At 59.3% G+C, this 19,618-nt stretch carries 19 protein-coding genes; 8 read left to right on the forward strand and 11 right to left on the reverse strand.

Translation table 11 applies throughout. The annotated features are described in order from the left end of the window. Positions 1-63 precede the first annotated feature (63 nt). Positions 64-1,017, forward strand: a complete 954-nt coding sequence (locus A7P95_RS04220; protein ID WP_067591675.1) for an asparaginase — start codon at positions 64-66, stop codon at positions 1,015-1,017. 75 nt (positions 1,018-1,092) lie between these two features. Here A7P95_RS04220 and A7P95_RS11070 read toward each other — a convergent pair whose 3' ends face one another. Next, entirely contained in the window at positions 1,093-1,668 is a 576-nt protein-coding gene (locus A7P95_RS11070) for an RDD family protein (protein ID WP_082890725.1), read from the reverse strand. Positions 1,669-1,785: 117 nt separating this feature from the next. Next, positions 1,786-3,204: a type I glutamate--ammonia ligase gene (gene glnA, locus A7P95_RS04225; RefSeq protein ID WP_067591678.1), complete on the reverse strand. Its 1,419-nt coding sequence runs from the start codon at positions 3,202-3,204 to the stop codon at positions 1,786-1,788. 424 nt (positions 3,205-3,628) lie between these two features. Here glnA and lon point away from each other — a divergent pair, with 424 nt between their 5' ends. Continuing rightward, entirely contained in the window at positions 3,629-6,070 is a 2,442-nt protein-coding gene (gene lon / locus A7P95_RS04230; RefSeq protein ID WP_067591681.1) for an endopeptidase La, read from the forward strand. A 196-nt stretch (positions 6,071-6,266) separates the two neighbouring features. Further along, positions 6,267-6,536 carry an HU family DNA-binding protein gene (locus tag A7P95_RS04235; protein WP_067591684.1) on the forward strand — a complete coding sequence of 90 codons (270 nt, stop codon included), beginning with the start codon at positions 6,267-6,269 and terminating at the stop codon, positions 6,534-6,536. A 10-nt stretch (positions 6,537-6,546) separates the two neighbouring features. Here A7P95_RS04235 and A7P95_RS11540 read toward each other — a convergent pair whose 3' ends face one another. Beyond that, the gene (locus A7P95_RS11540; RefSeq protein WP_156503494.1) at positions 6,547-6,696 is read right to left on the reverse strand and encodes a hypothetical protein; all 150 of its coding nucleotides are present in this window, start codon (positions 6,694-6,696) and stop codon (positions 6,547-6,549) included. A 116-nt stretch (positions 6,697-6,812) separates the two neighbouring features. Between A7P95_RS11540 and A7P95_RS04240 the strand changes: the two genes are divergently transcribed. Next, positions 6,813-8,351, forward strand: a complete 1,539-nt coding sequence (locus tag A7P95_RS04240; RefSeq protein WP_067591687.1) for a peptidylprolyl isomerase — start codon at positions 6,813-6,815, stop codon at positions 8,349-8,351. Between the two features lie 437 nt (positions 8,352-8,788). On the opposite strand, the gene A7P95_RS04245 is transcribed toward A7P95_RS04240, so the two are convergent. The 3 genes from A7P95_RS04245 to A7P95_RS04255 all read right to left on the reverse strand — a co-directional run bounded on the left by A7P95_RS04245 (position 8,789) and on the right by A7P95_RS04255 (position 10,844). Beyond that, positions 8,789-9,658, reverse strand: a complete 870-nt coding sequence (locus A7P95_RS04245) for an NAD(P)H-hydrate dehydratase (protein ID WP_067591690.1) — start codon at positions 9,656-9,658, stop codon at positions 8,789-8,791. Positions 9,659-9,739: 81 nt separating this feature from the next. Further along, positions 9,740-10,300, reverse strand: a complete 561-nt coding sequence (locus A7P95_RS04250; protein WP_067591693.1) for a pseudouridine synthase — start codon at positions 10,298-10,300, stop codon at positions 9,740-9,742. Between the two features lie 103 nt (positions 10,301-10,403). Further along, the gene (locus A7P95_RS04255; RefSeq protein WP_218916352.1) at positions 10,404-10,844 is read right to left on the reverse strand and encodes a hypothetical protein; all 441 of its coding nucleotides are present in this window, start codon (positions 10,842-10,844) and stop codon (positions 10,404-10,406) included. Between the two features lie 56 nt (positions 10,845-10,900). Here A7P95_RS04255 and rph point away from each other — a divergent pair, with 56 nt between their 5' ends. Together rph and A7P95_RS04265 are read left to right on the forward strand one after the other, a co-directional pair. After that, entirely contained in the window at positions 10,901-11,641 is a 741-nt protein-coding gene (gene rph, locus A7P95_RS04260) for a ribonuclease PH (protein WP_067591900.1), read from the forward strand. A gap of 184 nt (positions 11,642-11,825) precedes the next feature. Beyond that, positions 11,826-12,332: a glutathione S-transferase family protein gene (locus A7P95_RS04265; protein WP_245636558.1), complete on the forward strand. Its 507-nt coding sequence runs from the start codon at positions 11,826-11,828 to the stop codon at positions 12,330-12,332. A gap of 201 nt (positions 12,333-12,533) precedes the next feature. Here A7P95_RS04265 and bfr (A7P95_RS04270) read toward each other — a convergent pair whose 3' ends face one another. The 5 genes from bfr (A7P95_RS04270) to A7P95_RS04290 form a co-directional block, all read right to left on the reverse strand. Next, positions 12,534-13,007 (reverse strand): bacterioferritin, encoded by a 474-nt coding sequence (bfr, locus tag A7P95_RS04270; RefSeq protein WP_067591699.1) that lies wholly within the window; start codon positions 13,005-13,007, stop codon positions 12,534-12,536. A gap of 17 nt (positions 13,008-13,024) precedes the next feature. Beyond that, complete coding sequence (gene bfr, locus A7P95_RS04275; protein ID WP_067591702.1) at positions 13,025-13,489, reverse strand: bacterioferritin; 465 nt, start codon at positions 13,487-13,489, stop codon at positions 13,025-13,027. A gap of 414 nt (positions 13,490-13,903) precedes the next feature. After that, positions 13,904-14,395, reverse strand: a complete 492-nt coding sequence (gene greB, locus A7P95_RS04280; RefSeq protein ID WP_067591705.1) for a transcription elongation factor GreB — start codon at positions 14,393-14,395, stop codon at positions 13,904-13,906. Between the two features lie 47 nt (positions 14,396-14,442). Next, complete coding sequence (locus A7P95_RS04285; protein WP_067591708.1) at positions 14,443-15,420, reverse strand: 3-oxoacyl-ACP synthase III family protein; 978 nt, start codon at positions 15,418-15,420, stop codon at positions 14,443-14,445. A 192-nt stretch (positions 15,421-15,612) separates the two neighbouring features. Further along, positions 15,613-17,073 (reverse strand): TrkH family potassium uptake protein, encoded by a 1,461-nt coding sequence (locus tag A7P95_RS04290; protein WP_067591711.1) that lies wholly within the window; start codon positions 17,071-17,073, stop codon positions 15,613-15,615. A 287-nt stretch (positions 17,074-17,360) separates the two neighbouring features. Here A7P95_RS04290 and A7P95_RS04295 point away from each other — a divergent pair, with 287 nt between their 5' ends. Continuing rightward, positions 17,361-19,142 (forward strand): vWA domain-containing protein, encoded by a 1,782-nt coding sequence (locus tag A7P95_RS04295; protein ID WP_067591714.1) that lies wholly within the window; start codon positions 17,361-17,363, stop codon positions 19,140-19,142. A 63-nt stretch (positions 19,143-19,205) separates the two neighbouring features. Continuing rightward, positions 19,206-19,592, forward strand: coding sequence for a hypothetical protein (locus tag A7P95_RS04300; RefSeq protein ID WP_067591716.1), 387 nt, complete (start codon positions 19,206-19,208; stop codon positions 19,590-19,592). Positions 19,593-19,618 lie beyond the last annotated feature (26 nt).

Below are 19,618 nucleotides of genomic sequence, written 5' to 3' on the forward strand. Positions count from 1 at the left end.
CCCTATCACAACTTTTCAGGTAGCCTCTATAATCCCCCATCCCTATCCAGCGAAACGCCCACCATGCAAAAAATCTTCGTCCTCTACACCGGCGGCACCATCGGCATGAAATCCACTCCCTCCGGTCTCCTTCCCGACACCGAGCTCGCCGAAAGCGCCCTCCGCCCCTACTCAAGCCAAGCCACCTTCCACTGGCACATCTGCCAGCCCCTCATCGACAGCTCCAACCTCACCCCCGCACACTGGGCAGAATGGCTCGCCATCATCCAAGCCGCCCTCCCCGCACACGACGGCATCCTCGTCCTCCACGGCACCGACACCCTCGCCTACACCGCCAACCTCCTCGCCCTCGCCCTCGACAACCAAGCCAAACCCATCGTCCTCACCGGCTCGCAAAAGCCCTACCACGCCCCGCACAGCGACGCCCCCGCCAACCTCCGCACCGCCGTTGCCGCCCTGCAAAACCCCCAGTTGCACAGCACCGTCATCGCCTTCGACGGCCGGCTCTACCCCGCCATCGGCAGCAGCAAATACAGCACCGAACGCGACGACGGCTTCGACAACCCCCACTTCGGCACCTGGCAGCCCGGCCAAGCCCAGCCCCACAGCCTGCTCAGCCCCCTGAGCGCCCAATTCCAGCCCCAAGCCCGCGTGTGCAGCCACCTGCTCACCCCCGGCAGCAGCGCCGAACAAATCGCCCACAGCCTGCGCCACTTCCCCCAACAGGCCGCCATCCTCCTCGGCTACGGCCAAGGCCACGCCCCCGAAAGCCCCGAGCTGCTCCACGCCATCCAGCACTTCACCCAACACGGCGGCCTCCTGCTCAACCTCAGTCAAGCCCACCACGGCCGCACCGGCACCGACTACGCCCAAGGCAACGCCCTGCGCCAAGCCGGCGCCGTGGGCGGCGGCAAATGCAACATCGAAACCGCCACCGCCCTCATGACCCTCGCCGCCGGCAACCGCTGGACAGCCGGCCAGCTGCAACAAGCCCTGCAACAGCTCGGTTTAGCCTGATTGCCCCGCAGCACAAAAGGCTACCTGAAAAACTGATAAACGGTTTTTCAGGTAGCCTTCTTTCGCTTATAACTGCTATGTAAAAACGACAAAAGTTCCAGCTATCATGTCTTGAAGCGTTTGACGATTACGTTTTTTGTTATACATCATCACAAAACAAATAAAATATATAGATGCTGGGATAATGAAAATAAACGGCCACCCACAATATTTAGCTATTGGATAAGTAATAACTTTCAACAAAAAAGCAAATGCAACTTCACGCACTAATACATATCGCAAAAATCCAGGACTCTCTCCATTCTCAGCAATCACTTTAATGCCAATTATCATCTGGCCAATTGATTGGCCTTTTATGCTCATAAAAATTAATTCGAGTATTGTCCATGGCACCAATAAAATTCCCGTTACTACCATTGCCATTACAACTGTATCACCACTTGAACCCATAGCAAGCACCGCTTGAGATAAAGTAGCTAAAAACGAGAATCCGAAAATTACAAATAGAAGCCTATCCAATAATCCTGATATTAATCTCAGTCCTGGTGTAGCCAGTTCTAATTCTCTACTATCCTGATTTCCTACTGGCTGCATTACGATAATTCTAGAATTTGAAATATTTCCTTGTTCATCGGATTGGAGTTTGCTCATGCTGTTTTCCCCAATTTATATCCAATAACTAAAAAGCACATTATTTAAGAGATGGATAATTAAACGCGCTTGTTTTCAGGTAGCTACCTAGCAAAACAAGCGCGTTTATCAATCACCTTACAGCGAGTAATACATTTCAAATTCCAGCGGGTGCGGTGCCATGCGGATGCGGCGCACGTCTTCTTCCTTGAGGGCGATGTAGCTGTTGATCCAATCTTGGCTGAATACGCCGCCGCGCAGCAGGAATTCGTGGTCGGCTTTGAGGGCTTCCAGCGCTTCTTCCAGGGAGGCGCACACGGTGGGCACGAGCGCGTCTTCTTCCGGCGGCAGGTCGTAGAGATTTTTGTCGGCCGGGTCGCCGGGGTGGATTTTGTTTTGGATGCCGTCGAGCCCGGCCATCAGAAGCGCGGCAAACATGAGGTAGGGGTTGGCCGTGGGGTCGGGGAAGCGCACTTCCACGCGGCGGGCTTTCACGCTGTGCACGGTGGGGATGCGGATGGAAGCGGAGCGGTTTTTGGCGGAATAGGCCAATTTGGTGGGCGCTTCAAAGTGCGGCACGAGGCGTTTGTAGGAGTTGGTGGAGGGGTTGGCGATGGCGTTGAGGGCTTTGGCGTGTTTGATGATGCCGCCGATGTAGTAGAGGGCGGTGTCGCTCAAGCCGGCGTAGCCGTCGCCGGCAAACAGGTTTTGGCCGTTTTTCCAGATGGATTGGTGCACGTGCATGCCGCTGCCGTTGTCGCCCATCAGGGGTTTGGGCATGAAGGTGGCGGTTTTGCCGAAGTTGTGCGCCACGTTGTGGATCACGTATTTCATGTCTTGGGTTTGGTCGGCACGGTGCACGAGGGTGCTGAATTTGGTGCCGATTTCCATCTGGCTGCCGGTGCCCACTTCGCCATGGTGCACTTCTACGGGAATGCCGATTTCTTCCAAGATATTGACCATGGCGGAGCGCAAGTCTTGCCCGCTGTCCACGGGGGCAACGGGAGCGTAGCCGCCTTTCACCGTCGGGCGATGGCCGGTGTTTTGGCCTTCCAGGTGCAGGCCGCTGGCCCAGGCGCCGCTTTCGGAGGTGATTTCGAAGCGGACTTTGTGCATATGGGTTTCAAATTCGATGCCGTCGAACACGAAAAATTCGGGCTCGGGTCCGAAATAGGCGGTGTCGCCCACGCCGCTGGCTTTGAGGTAGGCTTCGGCGCGGCGGGCAATGGAGCGCGGGTCGCGGTCGTAGCCTTGGCCGCTGGCGGGATCGATCACGTCGCAAGTGAGCACCACGGTGGCGTCGTCGTAGAAGGGGTCGATGAAGGCAGTGGCCGGGTCGGGGCGCAGCAGCATATCGGAGGCCTGTACGCCTTTCCAGCCGCCGATGGAGGAGCCGTCGAAGGGCTGGCCGTTTTCAAACCATTCTTCCGGGTCTTCCAGCACCACGGAAGCGGGCACGGTGAAATGGTGCTGCTTGCCCTTGGTGTCGGTAAAGCGCAAATCGACGAAACGCACGTCGTTTTCTTCAATCATTCTCACTACATCGGTAACGGACATGGTGGCACTCCTTTGTGCGGAAACAAAATCAAGCGGCCATTCTGCCACAACTGCCGCCCGGCGGTATAGATTTTTATCATATCCTATCCGGCACCGCACCCTGCAAGAGTAAAAGGATACCTGAAAAATATCTTCAACGAAGTTAAGATGCCGAAGCCGTTTTTCAGGTAGCCTCAGCTTCGCCACAACAGCGCATGGGAAAATCCGCTTTAAGCATTTTAACTTCGCTAAAACTCACTTTCTTCGTTTTCAGGTAGCCTTTTCAGGTAGCCTCCATGCGGTTTGGCAGGCCGCACGCAAACCAGCCAACATACAATCACAGCAAACTGCCGCTTGAAAACCCGCCGCCCGCCCCCACGTTGCCCCGCAATGAGGAAAATCCAAAGCCTCAACCCTATTTCAACCGAGATAACAAGAGAAAACAATGAGCCAAAACCAACATACATCCAGCAACATCCAAACCCTGCCGATGTTGCCGCTGCGCGACGTGGTGGTGTATCCCCACATGGTGCTGCCCCTGTTTGTGGGCCGCCCCAAATCCATCGCCGCGCTCGACGCCGCCATCGAGCAAGACGGCCCCGTATTCCTCTTGGCGCAGAAAAACCCCGCCAACGAAGACCCGAACGCCGATGATTTGCACGCCATCGGCACGCTGGCCAACATCCTGCAAGTGCTCAAACTACCCGACGGCACGGTGAAAGTGCTGGTGGAAGGCGTGCGCCGCGCCCGCGCCATCGAAATCGACGACAGCGGCGATTATTTCCAAGCCCGAGTCGAGGTGCTCGAGCCCGCCGAACAAGCCGACAGCCGCGACTACGAAGCCCTGCGCCGCACCCTGCTCGCCCAGTTCGACCAATTCATCAAGCTCAACAAGAAAATCCCCGGCGAAGTGGCCAGCACCATCCACGGCATCGCCGAGCCAGGCCGCCTGGTGGACACCATCGCCGCCCACTTGCAGCTCAAGCTCGAACAGCGGCAGGAAATCCTGGAAATCATCGACGTGGCCGAACGCATGGAACACCTGCTCGGCCAGCTTGAAGCCGAGCTGGACATCCTGCAAGTGGAAAAACGCATCCGCGGCCGAGTGAAACGCCAGATGGAAAAATCCCAGCGCGACTATTACCTGAACGAGCAGGTGAAAGCCATCCAAAAAGAGCTGGGCGAAGGCGACGAGCGCGAAGAGCTCGACCAACTCGAACAGCAAATCCGCGAAGCCGGCATGAGCAAGGAAGCGGAAGAAAAAGCCCTGGGTGAAATGAAAAAGCTGCGCATGATGCCGCCGATGTCGGCCGAATCTTCCGTGGTGCGCAACTATATCGAAACGCTGGTGGATATTCCTTGGAAGAAGAAAAGCAAGGTTAGCAAAGATATTGTGCAGGCCGATTTGGTGCTCAATGCCGACCACTATGGCCTGGAAAAAGTGAAAGAGCGGATTTTGGAATACTTGGCCGTGCAAAAACGCATGAACAAGCTCAAAGGCCCGATTTTGTGCCTGGTGGGCCCGCCCGGCGTGGGCAAAACCTCGCTCGGCCAATCCATTGCCAAAGCCACCGGCCGCAAATACGTGCGCATGGCCTTGGGCGGCATCCACGACGAGAGCGAAATCCGCGGCCACCGCCGCACCTACATCGGCTCCATGCCCGGCAAAATCATCCAGAACATGATCAAGGCCGGCGTAAACAACCCGCTGTTCCTGCTCGACGAAATCGACAAGCTCGGCCGCGATTTCCGCGGCGACCCGGCCAGCGCCCTGCTGGAAGTGCTCGACCCCGAGCAAAACCATTCCTTCGCCGACCACTATGTGGAAGTGGATTTCGACTTGAGCAACGTGATGTTCCTCGCCACCTCCAACAGCATGGACATCCCGCCGGCCCTGCTCAACCGCATGGAAATCATCCGCCTCTCCGGCTACACCGAAGACGAGAAAGTCAACATCGCCTTGCAATACCTCGTGCCCAAGCAGATTGAGCGCAACGGCGTGAAAAGCGGCGAAATCGTGATCGAAGAGAGTGCCGTGCGCGACATCATCCGCTACTACACTCGCGAAGCCGGTGTGCGCTCACTAGACCGCGAAATCGCCAAAATCTGCCGCAAAGTGGTGATGAAAAAAGTGCTGGAGAAAGACAAACAGTCTGCCGCCGGCCAACGTGCTGCCAAATTGGAGCCGGAAGTGGTGGATGCCGCCAACCTGCACGACTACCTCGGCGTGCGCCGCTTCGACTACGGCGTGGCCGAAAGCGAAAACCGCATCGGCCAAGTTACCGGCTTGGCGTGGACCGAAGTGGGCGGCGAGCTGCTCACTATCGAAGCTGTGGCCCTAAAAGGCAAAGGCAACATCCTGCGCACCGGCAAGCTGGGTGATGTGATGCAGGAATCCATTTCCGCCGCCTGGAGCGTGGTGCGCTCGCGCGCCGAAGTGCTGGGCATCGCGCCGGATTTCTACGAGAAAACCGACATCCACGTGCACGTGCCGGAAGGCGCCACGCCGAAAGACGGCCCCAGCGCCGGTATCGGCATGACGCTGGCTATCGTGTCCGCCCTCACCGGCATTCCGGTGCGCGCCGACGTGGCCATGACCGGCGAAATCACTCTGCGCGGCGAAGTGCTGCCCATCGGCGGCTTGAAAGAAAAACTGCTGGCCGCGCTGCGCGGCGGCATCAAGCATGTGCTGATTCCCAAGGAAAACGTGAAGGATTTGGAAGAAATCCCGCAAAACGTGAAGGAAGGCTTGAGCATCCACCCCGTGCGCTGGATCGACGAAGTGCTCTCCTTCGGCCTGGAATACCAGCCGCAGCCTTGGCAGGAAGACCCGGCAGCCAAGCCGAAAACTCCGGCCAAAACCGGCGGCCGCGCCACCAAGCATTAGCGTGCAATCCGGCAGGCTTTGTTGTGCGAAAGGCTCAATCCTGCCGGATTCGTTGAAAATAGCCGCCCGCAAGCCGCTTATTTGCTTGACCAATGATTTTGGACTTGCTATAAAGCAGCCTGTTACAAATAAAAGCATTGCTCGCCGGTGCGAATCGGCAGCTTTTCGTTACTCCTCAACCAGAAAGGGACTTATTGTGAACAAGTCTGAATTGATTGAAGCGATTGCCAAGGAAGCCGATATTTCCAAGGCTGCTGCCGGTAAGGCATTGGATGGTTTGACTAAAGCCGTTACCACCGCCCTGAAAAAAGGCGACACCGTAACGCTGGTCGGCTTCGGTACCTTCTATGTGGGCGAACGCGCCGAGCGCAAAGGCCGCAACCCGAAAACCGGCGCCGAGCTGGTTATCCCGGCTGCCAAGTCTCCCAAATTCCGTGCCGGCAAGGCGCTGAAAGACGCGCTGTAAATCAAGCGCCTTATGATTGCCAAAAAGACAGGTATTCCGCCTGTCTTTTTATTTTGCCCCGAGCCAGCGAAAGCTCCGTTTTCAGGTAGCCTTCCTTGATTTTCAGGTAGCCTTTGACGCACACAATCAGGCTACCTGAAAAATATTGGCTGAAACCCATTGCATCGCCCGCATCACTCCCTTTGCTCTCCGGCCAATCCGTTTAAGCAAACACCTAGCCCGACATCGTCAGAACCGTTACAATACCGCCTTTCATCCAACCACCGCATCACGCTTATGTTTGCCATAGTCGAAAAACACCGCCGCCTGTCCCAAATCCTGCTGGCGCTGGTCAGCATCACCTTCATCGGTTTCGGTGCCGAAAGCCTCTCCTCCGGCATCCGCGGCCACTACGTCGGCAAGGTGGGCGACACCACCATCACCGCCGAAGAAGTGCAGAGCATCGTCCGCGCCGCACATCAAAACGGCAACGCCGGCGCCACCAACGAATCCACCTTCCAATCGCTGGTACAGCAGGCCTATATCGAACAGGGCGCGCTCGAGCTGGGCGTGGGCGAACTCTCTGTCGAGCAGATTAAAAGCGTGATTGCGCGCGACCCCGAATTTCAAACCAACGGCCAATTCGATCCCGCCAAGCTCCGCAACTACCTGAGCGCGGCCGGCCTGAGCGAAGACCGGCTGATCGACAACATGCGCCGCCAATACCGCCGCCAAACCCTGCTCGGCCTGATCACCAACGGCAGCATCGTCAGCACCAGCCAGGCCGAACAGCTTTTAGGCATAATCAACAGCGAACGCGAACTGCGCAGCGCCCCCTTCCAAGCCAGCGATTACGCCGGCAAAGTGCAGCCCACCGACGCCGTGCTGAAAACCTATTTTGAGGCCAACAAAGCCCGCTACGCCCTGCCCCTGGCCGTGAAGCTGGAATACGTCGAACTGAGCCTGGAAGAGCTGGCCAAACAGCAACCCGTGAGCGCGCAGGAATTGCAGGAAGCCTATCAAAACCTGCTCGCCGCCGGCAGCGAAGCCAAGCCCTCGTTTGACAGCGTGAAAGCCCAGCTGGAAGACAGCGTGCGCCAGCGCAAAGCCTCGCAGGCCATGGGCAAAGCCCGAGAAGAGCTGGAACAGCTCGCCTTCGACAACCCCAATAGCCTGCAAAAAGTGGCCGAGCAAATGAAGCTGCCGCTGCAAAAACAAGACGAATGGCTCAGCCAGCCCGACGTGGCCGCCTCCCAGCTGCCCGACGCCGTGAAAGAAGCCCTGTTCAGCGCCGAAGTGGTGGAGCGCCGCCACAATTCCGAGCTGCTCGACATGGGCAACGGCGTGCTGCGCATCGTGCGCGCCACCGATGTGAGCAAAGCGCGCAACCAATCGTTTGAAGAAGCCAAAGATGCCGTGCGCCGCGACTATATAGCCGCCGAAAGTGCCAAGCTCGCCCAAGCCGCCGCCGCCGAAGCCCTGCGCAAACTGCAAGCCGGCCAAGCCGCACCTGCCCTGCAATGGGGCCAGGTAGAAAAAGTGGGCGCCAGCCAGCTGCAGCAAAACCTAGGCATGGAAAACTTCGCCGCCATCGTGAAAGCCCGCCCGCAAAACGGCAAGCCCGGCTATGCGCTGGTGAACCTGCCCGGTAGCGGCGCCGCGCTGGTGGAAGTCCGCTCCGTATCCCTGCCGGAAAACAGCAAGGAGCAGCTGCCGCAGGTGCGCCAACTGGCCGGCCAGCGCAACGGCGAACAGTTCTACACCCAATTCATCCGCGGCCTCGAGCAGAAATTCCCGCTGCGCAGCGGCAACCAGAAACTGAATCCGGACGAGTAGCAACCCACCTCCACCCGATGCCAACAGGCTACCTGAAAACTATTTTTCAGGTAGCCTGTTTTGATTGGAAATGGCAGGTTTCATTTCGCTTGAAATGTATGACAACGCTTGCGCTCAAACCCAACTTTTAGCGAGCAACGGCTACCTGAAAGCGTGAGCTTCAACGAAGTTAAAACGATGTCTTGGCGCAGCCAAGGCTGAGTTTCTGCGGAGCTAAAGCGCAAACTTCAACGAAGTTAAAACCATATCGGCCCTGCCATTTAAGCTTCCCTGCCGCTCAAACTTTCAGGTAGCCTGTGTTGCTATGCTTCAAGCGGCTTCCCGCAAATCATGCTCGGAGCAACAACAACACTCCGCTTACTTCATCCTATAAATAAACAGGCTACCTGAAAAATAGTTTTCAGGTAGCCTCCAAATATACAGCGCAAGTAGGCTCGCTAGCACGCCGCCAAATTGCGCAGTTCGCGCGCGGCGTCGGCAATTTCGCCGGCGGTGAGGCCGATGGGGCCGATGCCGCGTGCGGCCAAAAGCTCCGCTGCCGTGCCGTGCAGCCACACCGCGGCGCAGGCGGCTTCCTGCATGGGCAGCTGCTGCGCCAGAAGCGCGGCAAGCAGGCCGCTGAGCACGTCGCCGCTGCCGGCGGTGGCCAGCCCGGGGTTGCCGCTGTCGTTTTCATACACGATGCGGCCGTTGGGCGTGCACACCACGGTGTTCGCGCCTTTGAGCACCACATAGCTGCCGTAGCGCTCGGCAATCTGCGCGGCGGCCAGATAGCGGTTGCCCTGCACTTCTTCCACAGAAATATCCAGCAGGCGCGCGGCTTCCAGCGGGTGCGGCGTGAGCACCACGTTGTTGGGCAAAAACAGGCGCTCCACCGCCAGCATATTGAGCGCGTCGGCATCGAGCAGCAGTGGCGCGTCGGCATGGATGGCGGCGGCGGTGGCCTGCTCCAGCAGCTGGCGCGAGCCGTCGCTCATGCCCAGCCCGCAGCCCACGGCATACACGGTGATGTCGCGCCGTTGCAGCAGCTGCAGGGCGGTGGCAAGCATGATTTCGGGGTAGGCGGGCAGATAGGGCAGCGGTAGGCCGTTTTGCGCAAACCCGAGCCACACCTTGCCCGCGCCGCCCTTGAGCGCCGCCGTGGCCGCCAGCACGCCGGCGCCGCTCATGCCGACCGCACTGCCGATCACCGCCACCGTGCCGAATTTGCCTTTGTGGCTGTCTTCGGCGCGCGGCTTGGCCAGCAGGGGGAAACGGAAACGCGCGGTGTGCTGCCACTGCGCTAAAAACTCGGGTAAATCCGCCATATCAAACCTCGTGTGATGAAAATTAACGAAATGCCAAGCAAACGGCATACCGACCGCGCGGCTGCCGTCAGGAATCTTGAGCTAGGGCAAAAACGGCGCTTCCCGCCACTGCCCCTGCGCCAAACCGAGCTGCCACAAATCCAGCCGCCCGATGCCCACGCGCACCAGCCGCAGGCAGGGGTAGTCCGCCTTGGCCGTCATGCGGCGCACTTGGCGGTTTTTGCCTTCGCTGATGCGGATTTCCAGCCAAAAGTCCGGCACGCTTTTGCGCACCCGTATCGGCGGCACGCGCGGCCACAGGCGGTCGGTTTCCCATTTTTCAGGTAGCCTGATTTGCGCCGGGCGGGTAATGAAGTCGCCCAAATCCACGCCTTGCCGCAGCCTATCCAGCTTGGCGTCGTCCGGGCTGCCTTCGAGCTGCGCCCAATAGGTTTTCACCATTTTGTGGCGCGGGTCGGCGATTTTGGCCTGCAGGCGGCCGTTGGCGGTGAGCAGCAGCAGGCCTTCGCTGTCGGTGTCCAGCCGGCCGGCGGGATAGACGTCTGGCAGCGGGATAAATTCCTTGAGCGTGCGGTGTTTTTCGTGCGGGCTGAATTGGCAGATCACACCGTAGGGCTTGTTGAAAACGATTAAATCGGACATGGCGGTATGGGAGATAAAGGCTACCTGAAAACGATGTCTTGGCGCAGCCAAGGCTGAGTTTCTGCAAAGCTAAAAACAAGATAGCTAAAAGTTTAGAAGCATATCAACGATTGGTTGCAGCACAATAATCCTGCCAAAAGAGAATGTCTTCATCCAACACGCAGCAGTATCGGTGTGCAGTCGGATAAGGGTTGGCAATCACGACGCCTTCGCTCACGCAATAATCGTCGCCGCAATCCATATACAAATAGAGATAATCACCGGCTTTAATCGTGCGCATATCGCCATCGAAACAGCAAACGCTATCCGTTTGCGTCAGCCCGACAATGTGCCGGCTTAAACGCTCGTTATCCAAATCGGCATAAACCCGTTCGGCCAAAGGAATGAACTTCATGGCGCTCATTTTATCGCTAACATTTTCAGGTAGCCTGCCTGTGAACAAAACAACTGAATTATATAGCTGAAACCATTGCCATTCCAGCCATACCCGCCCCGCCGTCCGCCGTATTTCCAAGCGCCCCGCCCCGCGCAGCAGTATAATCACCCCCGGCCCGCTTGAGGCTACCTGAAATGATTCCACCTTCCCCCAACGAGACCGCCATGCCCGCCCCCATCCGCACCGGCCGCGCTGCCGACCAGCTCCGCCCCGTGAGCATCACCCCCCACTTCCTCCCCCACGCCCACGGCTCCGCCCTCATCGCCTGCGGCCACACCAAAATCATCTGCACCGCCAGCATCGAAGAGAGCGTGCCCCCCTTCCTGCGCGGCAAAAACCAAGGCTGGGTAACCGCCGAATACGGCATGCTCCCCGCCTCCACCGCCTCCCGCATGCGCCGCGAAGCCGCCCAAGGCAAACAATCCGGCCGCACCCAGGAAATCCAGCGCCTTATCGGCCGCTCCCTGCGCGCCGCCGTCGATTTGAGCCTGCTGGGCGAACGCCAAATCCTCATCGACTGCGACGTGATCCAAGCCGACGGCGGCACCCGCACCGCCAGCATCACCGGCGCCTACGTCGCCCTGCACCTCGCCATCGGCAAACTCCTCGCCGAAGACAAAATCACACAAAACCCCCTGCGCGAACAAATCGCCGCCGTTTCCGTCGGCGTGGTTGGCGGCACCCCCCTGCTCGACCTCGACTACCCCGAAGATTCCGGCTGCGACAGCGACGTCAACCTCGTGATGACCGCCTCCGGCAAAATCATCGAAATCCAAGGCACCGCCGAAGGCGCCCCCTTCAGCATCCCCGAGCTCACCCGCCTGCTCGAGCTCGGCCAAAAAGGCACCGCCGAACTGTTCCGCCATCAAAGCAACGCCCTCGTCGCCGCCCGCCAAGCCGGATAAATTTCAGGTAGCCTCCACACCGCATAGCAGGCTACCTGAAAACAAAATCAGCTCACAAAACAAGCACCAAACAGGAGAAAAATATGAAACTCTACACCAGCCCCACCTCCCCCTACGGCCGCCTCGTCCTGCTCACCGCCCTGCCCCGGCACGACCTTAATTTTGCCATCGCCTACGTCAATCCTTGGGAAACCCTGCCGAGCTCCAAGCCCTCAACCCCTTCTCCCAAGTGCCCATCCTCCAGCTCGACAACGGCACCACCATCTGCAACAGCCCGTTTATCCTCGACTTCCTGCTCGGCCACCCCCTGCACAACGCCGGGCAAACCGCCACCGCCGCCTACGCCTTCGCCCTGCTCGACCAACTGGTGAAAGCCTTCGGCCTGCAAAAATTCAAAGCCGAAAACACCCCCGACCACCCGCTTGCCGAACGCGCCCGCGCCGCCTGCAAGCGCGGTTTGGCCAACGCCCCGCAGCTTGATGCCGAGAGCGGCGATGTAGCCCATCTCGCGCTGGGCATGGCCTTCGCCTTCATGCAATCCCGCCTGCCCGAATTGCAGCCGCAGCTCAACCCCGCCAACCAGCGCGCCTTGGCAACATTCCTCGCCCGTGCCGACGTGCGCGCCGTGTCGCCGGAAAACTTGGAGCAAGGCCCGGCCACGCTTTCGCAACTGCGGCAAAGCATCGCTTAAGCGCCGACACCCCGCCGTAACGGCAAAAGGCTACCTGAAAACGTTTGGGCAATACAGGCCGAACGTTTTTCAGGTAGCCTTTTCATTCTGTGCTGCAACGGAAATCCGAGCGATGCAACACACAGTGCAAAAAAACAGCCTGCCGCAGATGCGGGCAGGCTGTTGGCGATAGCGCTTCGAGATTTGGCAGTGGTTTGTGTTTTAGTCCTCTTGCGCCGCCAGTTGCAGATAGTTCTGCAAGCCCATATTCTCCACCAAGTCGAGCTGGGTGTCGAGCCAGTCGAGGCGTTCTTCGTTTTCGTCTTTCTGCTTTTCCAGCAGCTGGCGGGAAACGTAGTCTTGCTTCTCTTCGCACACGGCGATGGCTTCAATCAGTGCTTGGTGTTTGTCCTGCTCTTTTTGCAGGTCGCAGCGGATGATTTCTTCGGCGGTTTCGCCGATGAGCAGTTTGCCGAGCTCTTGTAGGTTGGGCAGGCCTTCGAGCAGCAGGATGCGCTCAATCAGGGCGTCGGCTGCCTTCATTTCGGTGATGGATTGTTTGTAGAAATAGCCGCCGAGCTCTTCCAAGCCCCAGTTTTTCAGGATGCGGGCATGCAGGAAATACTGGTTGATGGTGATGAGCAGGATGCCGAGGTTTTTATTCAGCTGGCGGATAACTTCGCGGTCGCCTTTCATGGCTTGTCCTTTCCGGTTTACAGCTGGCTTTGCAGGTAGTTTTGCTCGCCGAGCAGGTCGATGAGGCGCAGCTGCTGTTCGAGCCAGTGTGCGTGGTCTTCTTCGGTGTCTTTGAGCTGGGCCACCATCAGATCGCGGGTAACATAGTCTTGTTTTTCTTCGCACAGTTTGATGCCGCGCTTGAGGTTTTCGCGCACTTCGTATTCGGTGTCCAAATCGAGTTGCAGCATTTCGCGCACGGTGCGGCCGATGCGCAGCGGAGCGGGCACCATCTGCGGGGTGCCGCCGAGCATGAGGATGCGGCGGATGAAATCGGCGGCGTGCTCGGTTTCGTCTTCCATTTCGTGGCCGATGCGGGCGAAGAGCTTGCTGTAGCCCCATTCGTCGTACATGCGGGAGTGGATGAAATATTGGTCGCGGGCGGCGAGCTCGCCGGCCAGCAGCTGGTTCATGTAATCGATAACTTCTTTGTTGCCTTGCATTTTTTGCTCCTGATTTTTGTGATGGATGGTGTGTGGCAGCGGGATTTCGGTGCTGCCCTTTTGCTGGGGCGGAATTATACGCAGCTTGTTGCGAAAATTCTCATATCGCAGTTATAAATGCGAACAATTATCCTGCAAAACAAGCGCTTCGCTATTTTTCAGGTAGCCTAAAGCCAAATAAAATAAAAGGCTTGACTGCGGGCGGCCAGGCAACTGAATCTGCCAACAATTCTCATTGCCCGCCATCTTTACCTTTCTTTGCACTGCAAGTGTGCCTTTTTTGGAATGCTTTGGGAAACATTGGCTTGCAGATGAGAACCATTGGCGTTCCAGCGCCGCTGCCCATGGTGGAAAATTTTCAGGTAGCCTCTTTCATGCTTGGGAGGCTACCTGAAAATTTTGGGAACGGCAGTTCTACTCGATGGCCACATAAGCCACAGACAACACTTCGATTTCCTCCCTGCCCTCCGGCCCGTGGAACACGATTTCGTCGCCCTCGCGGGCTTTGAGCAGGGCGCGGGCCAGTGGGGAAGTCCAGGAGATTTTGTTGCGGGCGGTGTCGATTTCGTCCACGCCCACGATGTGTACGGTTTGCTCGCTGCCGTTGCCGCGCAAAATCTCCACGGTGGCGCCGAAGAAGATTTGGTCGGTGGGCTCGCGGGTGGCGGGGTCCACCACTTGCGCGGCTTCGAGCCGTTTGGTGAGGAAGCGGATGCGGCGGTCGATTTCGCGCATGCGGCGTTTGCCGTAGAGGTAGTCGCCGTTTTCGCTGCGGTCGCCGTTGGAGGCCGCCCAATTTACGATTTGCACGATTTCGGGGCGTTCTTTGTTTACCAGCTGGTAGAGCTCGTTTTTCAGCGCCTGCCAGCCGGCGGGGGTAAGGTAGTTGGGAGGGGTGTTGCTCATGATTTCGCTTGCATCCAATTTTTCAGGTAGCCTGTGTGGGGAAGAGTTCACACTTCCCATATCAGCCCGGCCACGGCCAAGCCGGCGGCGGTGCCGACCATGGCCACGCGGCTGCCGCGCTGCCAGAGATTGCCGGTAAACGCTTCGTGCAACACGGTGGGCAGGGAGGCGGATACCTGGTTGCCGTGGGTGGGGTAGATATTGACCAGGCGGCGCTCGCTGATGCCCAGGCGTTTGGTGATGTGCTGCATGCCGAGGTGGCTGGCCTGGTGCACCAGCCACAGGTCGCAATCGGCAATGCTCATGCCGGCGAGCAGTTCGCCCAAGATTTCGGGCAGCACTTCGGCGCTGCGGCGGAACAATTCGCGCCCGTGCATTTTGAAATAAAAATCCTGCGGCCGCATGCCGGACACCATATTGCGGCGCGTGCCGCCGGCGGGGATTTGGCACAGGGAAACCGCGTCGGGATAGTTTTTCATCACAAAGCGTCGGATACCGCCCTCGCCGCAGCCGCGCTCCACGATGGCGGCTGCGGCGCCATCGCCGAAAATCAGCGAGGATTCTTCGTCGGCCCAGTTCAAGCCGCGCGAGGCGAGGTCGCAGGCCACGATGGCGATGCGCCGGTGGCAGCCGCTGTTGAGCAGCGCGGCGGCGTGTTGCAACGCGGGCAGGAAGCCCACGCAGCTGGCGTTGAGGTCGTAGCCCGCCCTGCCCCGCCAGCCCAGCGCGGCCAGCACATGCGCGGCGGTGCACGGCAGCGCCTGCTCGGGCACGCCGTTCACATTAATCAGCAAATCGATGCTCTCCGGCGCAATGCCGCCGCGCGCGCAGGCATCGCGCACCGCCCGCGCCGCCAGATCGGATTGCAGCAAGCCCGGCTCGGCGTGATGGCGGTGCACAATGCCGCTGCGTTTCTGCACATAGCCGCGCGGTTTGCCCAAGCGTTCGTCCAGCTCGGCGGAGCTAACGATGCGGGCAGGCAGAGCCTTGCCGGTGGCGAGCAGGGAAAGGGGAAGGAAAGGCATGGGGGAAGCGTGTATGTTAATAAAGCGGTTATTGTAAACCCGCGCGGCAGGCGGGGAAAGGCTACCTGAAAATCGCTTTGCCCGTTTTGGCTGCGCAGGAACTCGCTCTGCTCGTTTTAGCTGCGCAGAAACTTGCTTTGCTCGTTTTCAGGTAGCCTCAAGCTGGGGAAGAGGCTACCTGAAAACTTTCCGCTATTTGCGCCAATAGGCGGGGGTGAAGAGCATAAACACAGTGAAGATTTCGAGGCGGCCGAGCAGCATGACGATGGTGCACAGCCATTTTTGGATGTCGGCAAGGTTGGCGTAGCTGCCGGCGGGGCCGACGCTGCCGAGGCCGGGGCCGGCGTTGGTGATGCAGGCGGTGGCGGCGGTGAGGGCGGTAACGAAATCGAGGCCGGTGGCCATGAGGGCGAAGGTGGCGAAGATGATGGTGAGGAAGTAAACGGCGGTGAACACGAGCACGGTCATGGCGGTGCGCTCGGCGATGTGCATGCCGTTGATTTTTACGGTGTGCACGGCGTTGGGGTGCAGCAGCAGCATCATTTCGCGCAGGCTGAATTTAAACAACACGATGGCGCGGATGGTTTTGAGCCCGCCGCCGGCGCTGCCGGCGTTAGCGAGGATATTGGCGAGGAAAAACATCCAGAGGGATACGGGCAGCGGCCAGGCGGCGAAGTCGGTGTTGGCGTAGCCGTTGGCCAGGCCGATGGAGATGAAGTTGAAGCCGACAAAGCGCAGGGATTGCGACCAATCGGGGTAGAAGTCTTTGTGCCACAAATAGAGGGCGCACACGATGATGCTGGTAATCAGGGTGGTGATCATCACGCGCACTTCGCTGTCGCGGCGGTAGACGTTGAGGCTGCGTTGGCGGAAGGCGTAGTAGTGGTTGGTGAAGTTGATGGCGGCGATGACGCTGCCGACGGATAAAATCATTTCGATGGGCACGGAATCGAAATAGGCGATGTTTTGATCGTGGGTGGAGAAGCCGCCCAGGCCGAGGCAGGACATGGCGTGGCACACGGCATCAAGCCAGCTCATGCCGGCCAGGCGCAGGGCGAGGCAGACGGCGAGGGTGAAGAAAACGTAGATCAGCCAAAGGTTCTTGGCGGTTTGGGAGATGCGGGGGGCAAGTTTGCTGTCTTTGTGGATGCCGGGGATTTCGGCTTTGAACAGCTGGGTGCCGCCCACGCCGATCATGGGCAGAATGGCCACTGCCAAAACGATGATGCCCATGCCGCCCACCCAATTGAGCAGGTGGCGCCAGAAGTTGAGCGAGGGAGGGAAGCTGTCGAGGTTGGTGAAAACGGTGGCGCCGGCGGTGGTGAGGCCAGAGATGGCTTCGAAAAAGGCGTCGGTGTAGCCGATGCCGGGCAGATACCAATAAAAAGGCAGGGAGGCAACCACGGCAAAGCCCACCCACAAGAGGAACACGAGGGTGAAACCGTCGCGGGTGCGCAGCTCGCGGTGGTGTTTGCGGGTGGCAATCCAGATGATGCCGGAGGCGCAGATGGTGGCGATGGCGGTGTCGGCAAACACCCAGAAGGCGGCGTCTTGATAAATATAAGACACCAACGTGGGCGCCAAGAGCAGCAGCGAAAAGATGAAGCCGAGGCGGGAGAGGACGTGGATGATGGGGGCGAGTTTGTGGTACATGGCAGCGGGCGCCGCGGGCGCGCGGAGTTTTCAGGTAGCCTGTTTGGGCGGCGCGTATTTTAACCTATCGGCGCGGGCGGGTGGCATTCGGATGGCAAAGGCTACCTGAAAACGGCAGCTTCAACGCTTAAAACACAGCGGGGCGGTGTTTCTGCCCGGCCGGGAAGCGTTTGCCTGCGCGGGCGGTATTTTTCAGGTAGTCTGTTGGCAGGCGGGGCAGTGTTAGAAGCGGCCGGCTTTGGCTATAATACAACCCGTTTCCAACGCTTTTGCCCAAGGGGGTTTTCATGCGCTATCCGCCGTTTGCCCGCGCCGCTTTGCTGGCGCTGCTCTCTCTCTCCGTCCTGCCCGCGCTGGCCGACAATGCCCAGCGCGTCCACCAGGCCTGTTCGCACTATTTAAACGAACAGCCGCGCAATGATTACGGCCCCGTGATGGGCTTGAGCCGCCACCAAAGGTTCGGTGGCACCCGCGCCGTGCCGCCGGCAGCCATGATGAACCGCTCGGTGGCTTCGTATGAAGTGGCGCCTTCCGCCGCGCCCGCGCCGCAAGCGGCAGCCACCAAAGATTCATTTATCGGCCTTGAAGGCGCACACGGCTCGCTTCGCGCGCGGCCGCAGGTAATCCGCCCGCCGCTCCCGCGCCAAAACACCGAGCGCTACGCCCACCACGAGCCCAACCCCGTGCACGCCGTGGCCGAGCAGCCCGTTTCCACCTTCAGCATCGACGTAGACACCGGCAGCTATGCCAACGTGCGCCGCTTCCTCAGCCAAAACCACCGCCTGCCGCCCGCCGATGCCGTGCGCATTGAAGAAATCATCAACTATTTCGACTACGGCTACGCCGCCCCCGCCGACGGCAAACCCTTCGCCGTGCACACCGAAACCGTGGATTCGCCCTTCCGCAGCGGCGCCAAAATTCTGCGCATCGGCATCCAGGCCAAAGAAATGAGCCACGCCGCCCTGCCGCCGGCCAACCTCGTGTTTTTGGTGGACGTGTCCGGCTCCATGTATAGCCGCGACAAGCTGCCGCTGGTGAAATACACCCTCTGCACCCTTGCGCACCAAACCCGCGCCCAAGACCGCATCACCCTCGTTACCTATGCCGACGGCAACAAAGTCGTGCTCCCGCCCACGCCCGGTAACCAGCGGCAGAAAATCCTCGCCGCGCTCGACGGCCTGCGCGCAGGCGGCTCAACCGCCGGCGAAAACGCCATCCAGCAGGCCTATCAAGCCGCCCAGCGCGCCTATATCCGCAACGGTATCAACCGCATCCTGCTCGCCACCGACGGCGATTTCAACGTGGGCATCACCGATTTCAACACCCTGCGCAGCATGGTGGCCGAAAAACGCAAGAGCGGCATCTCCCTCACCACCCTCGGCTTCGGCAGCGGCAACTACAACGACCGCCTGATGGAGCAGCTCGCCGACGCCGGCGACGGCAACCACAGCTACATCGACAGCCCCGAAGAAGCCCAAAAAGTGCTGCACCGCCAGCTCTCCTCCACCCTGGCCACCGTGGCGCAAGATGTGAAAATCCAAGTGGAATTCAACCCCGCCACCGTGAAAGAATACCGCCTCATCGGCTATGAAAACCGCCTGCTCGCCCGCGAAGACTTCAACAACGACCAAGTGGACGCAGGCGACATCGGCGCCGGCCACAACGTTACCGCCCTGTATGAAATCATCCCCGCAGGCCAAACCGGCTGGCTGCCCGAAAGCCGCTACCAGGCCGCCCCCGCCCGTGCGGCAAACGACAAGGCCGGCAGCGAATACGCCTTCATCAACCTGCGCTACAAACTGCCCGGCCAGAGCAGCAGCACCCTCATCAGCAGCCCCGTGGCCGCCGGCAGCAAGCCGCTCGCCCAAGGCAGCAACGCCACCCGCCAGGCTCTCGCCGCCGCTTCGTTTGGCGAACTGTTGCGCGGCGGCAAATACAGCGGCAGCTTCGGCTGGCCGCAAACCCTCGAGCTCGCCCGAAGCGCCCAATCCCCCGACCGCCACGGCCTGCGCCGCCAGTTTGTGCACCTGATTGAGCAAGCCCAGCAGCTCAGCAGCAAGCCGCAATAAATTTTCAGGTAGCCTTTATCCGCATAAAGGCTACCTGAAAATACATATTACAAAGGAACAAACATGAAACTTCCCCGATATTCCATCCTGCTGCCCATCCTGTTGAGCAGCGCCGCCGCCTTTGCCGCCTGCGGCAGCGACGGCACCCGCCAATGCTTTGCCGTACGCGATAACCGCATCATCAGCCAAGGCAGCTGCCAAGTTTTCGTCTGCTCCAACGCGCGCGAACACATGGAAGAAATCGAGTTTGGGCAATACCGCCTGTATAGCAGCACCTCCATCGGCAGCAACCGCTCCTCCGCCTCCATCAACAACCAGCCCGCCGTCCAAGTGCGAAACCACCGCTTCGGCAACGATACCCGGTGCCTCAAAACGCGCAGCGGCAGCACCATGATTTGCGTGTCGGCCACCCCGCCGGAAGGCACAGAAACCCCCCGCCGCGAGCCATAATCAGCGGCTGTCGATTTTGTTTCATT

The sequence above is a fragment of the Eikenella longinqua genome (assembly GCF_001648355.1).
In the GTDB taxonomy this organism is placed as follows: domain Bacteria; phylum Pseudomonadota; class Gammaproteobacteria; order Burkholderiales; family Neisseriaceae; genus Eikenella; species Eikenella longinqua.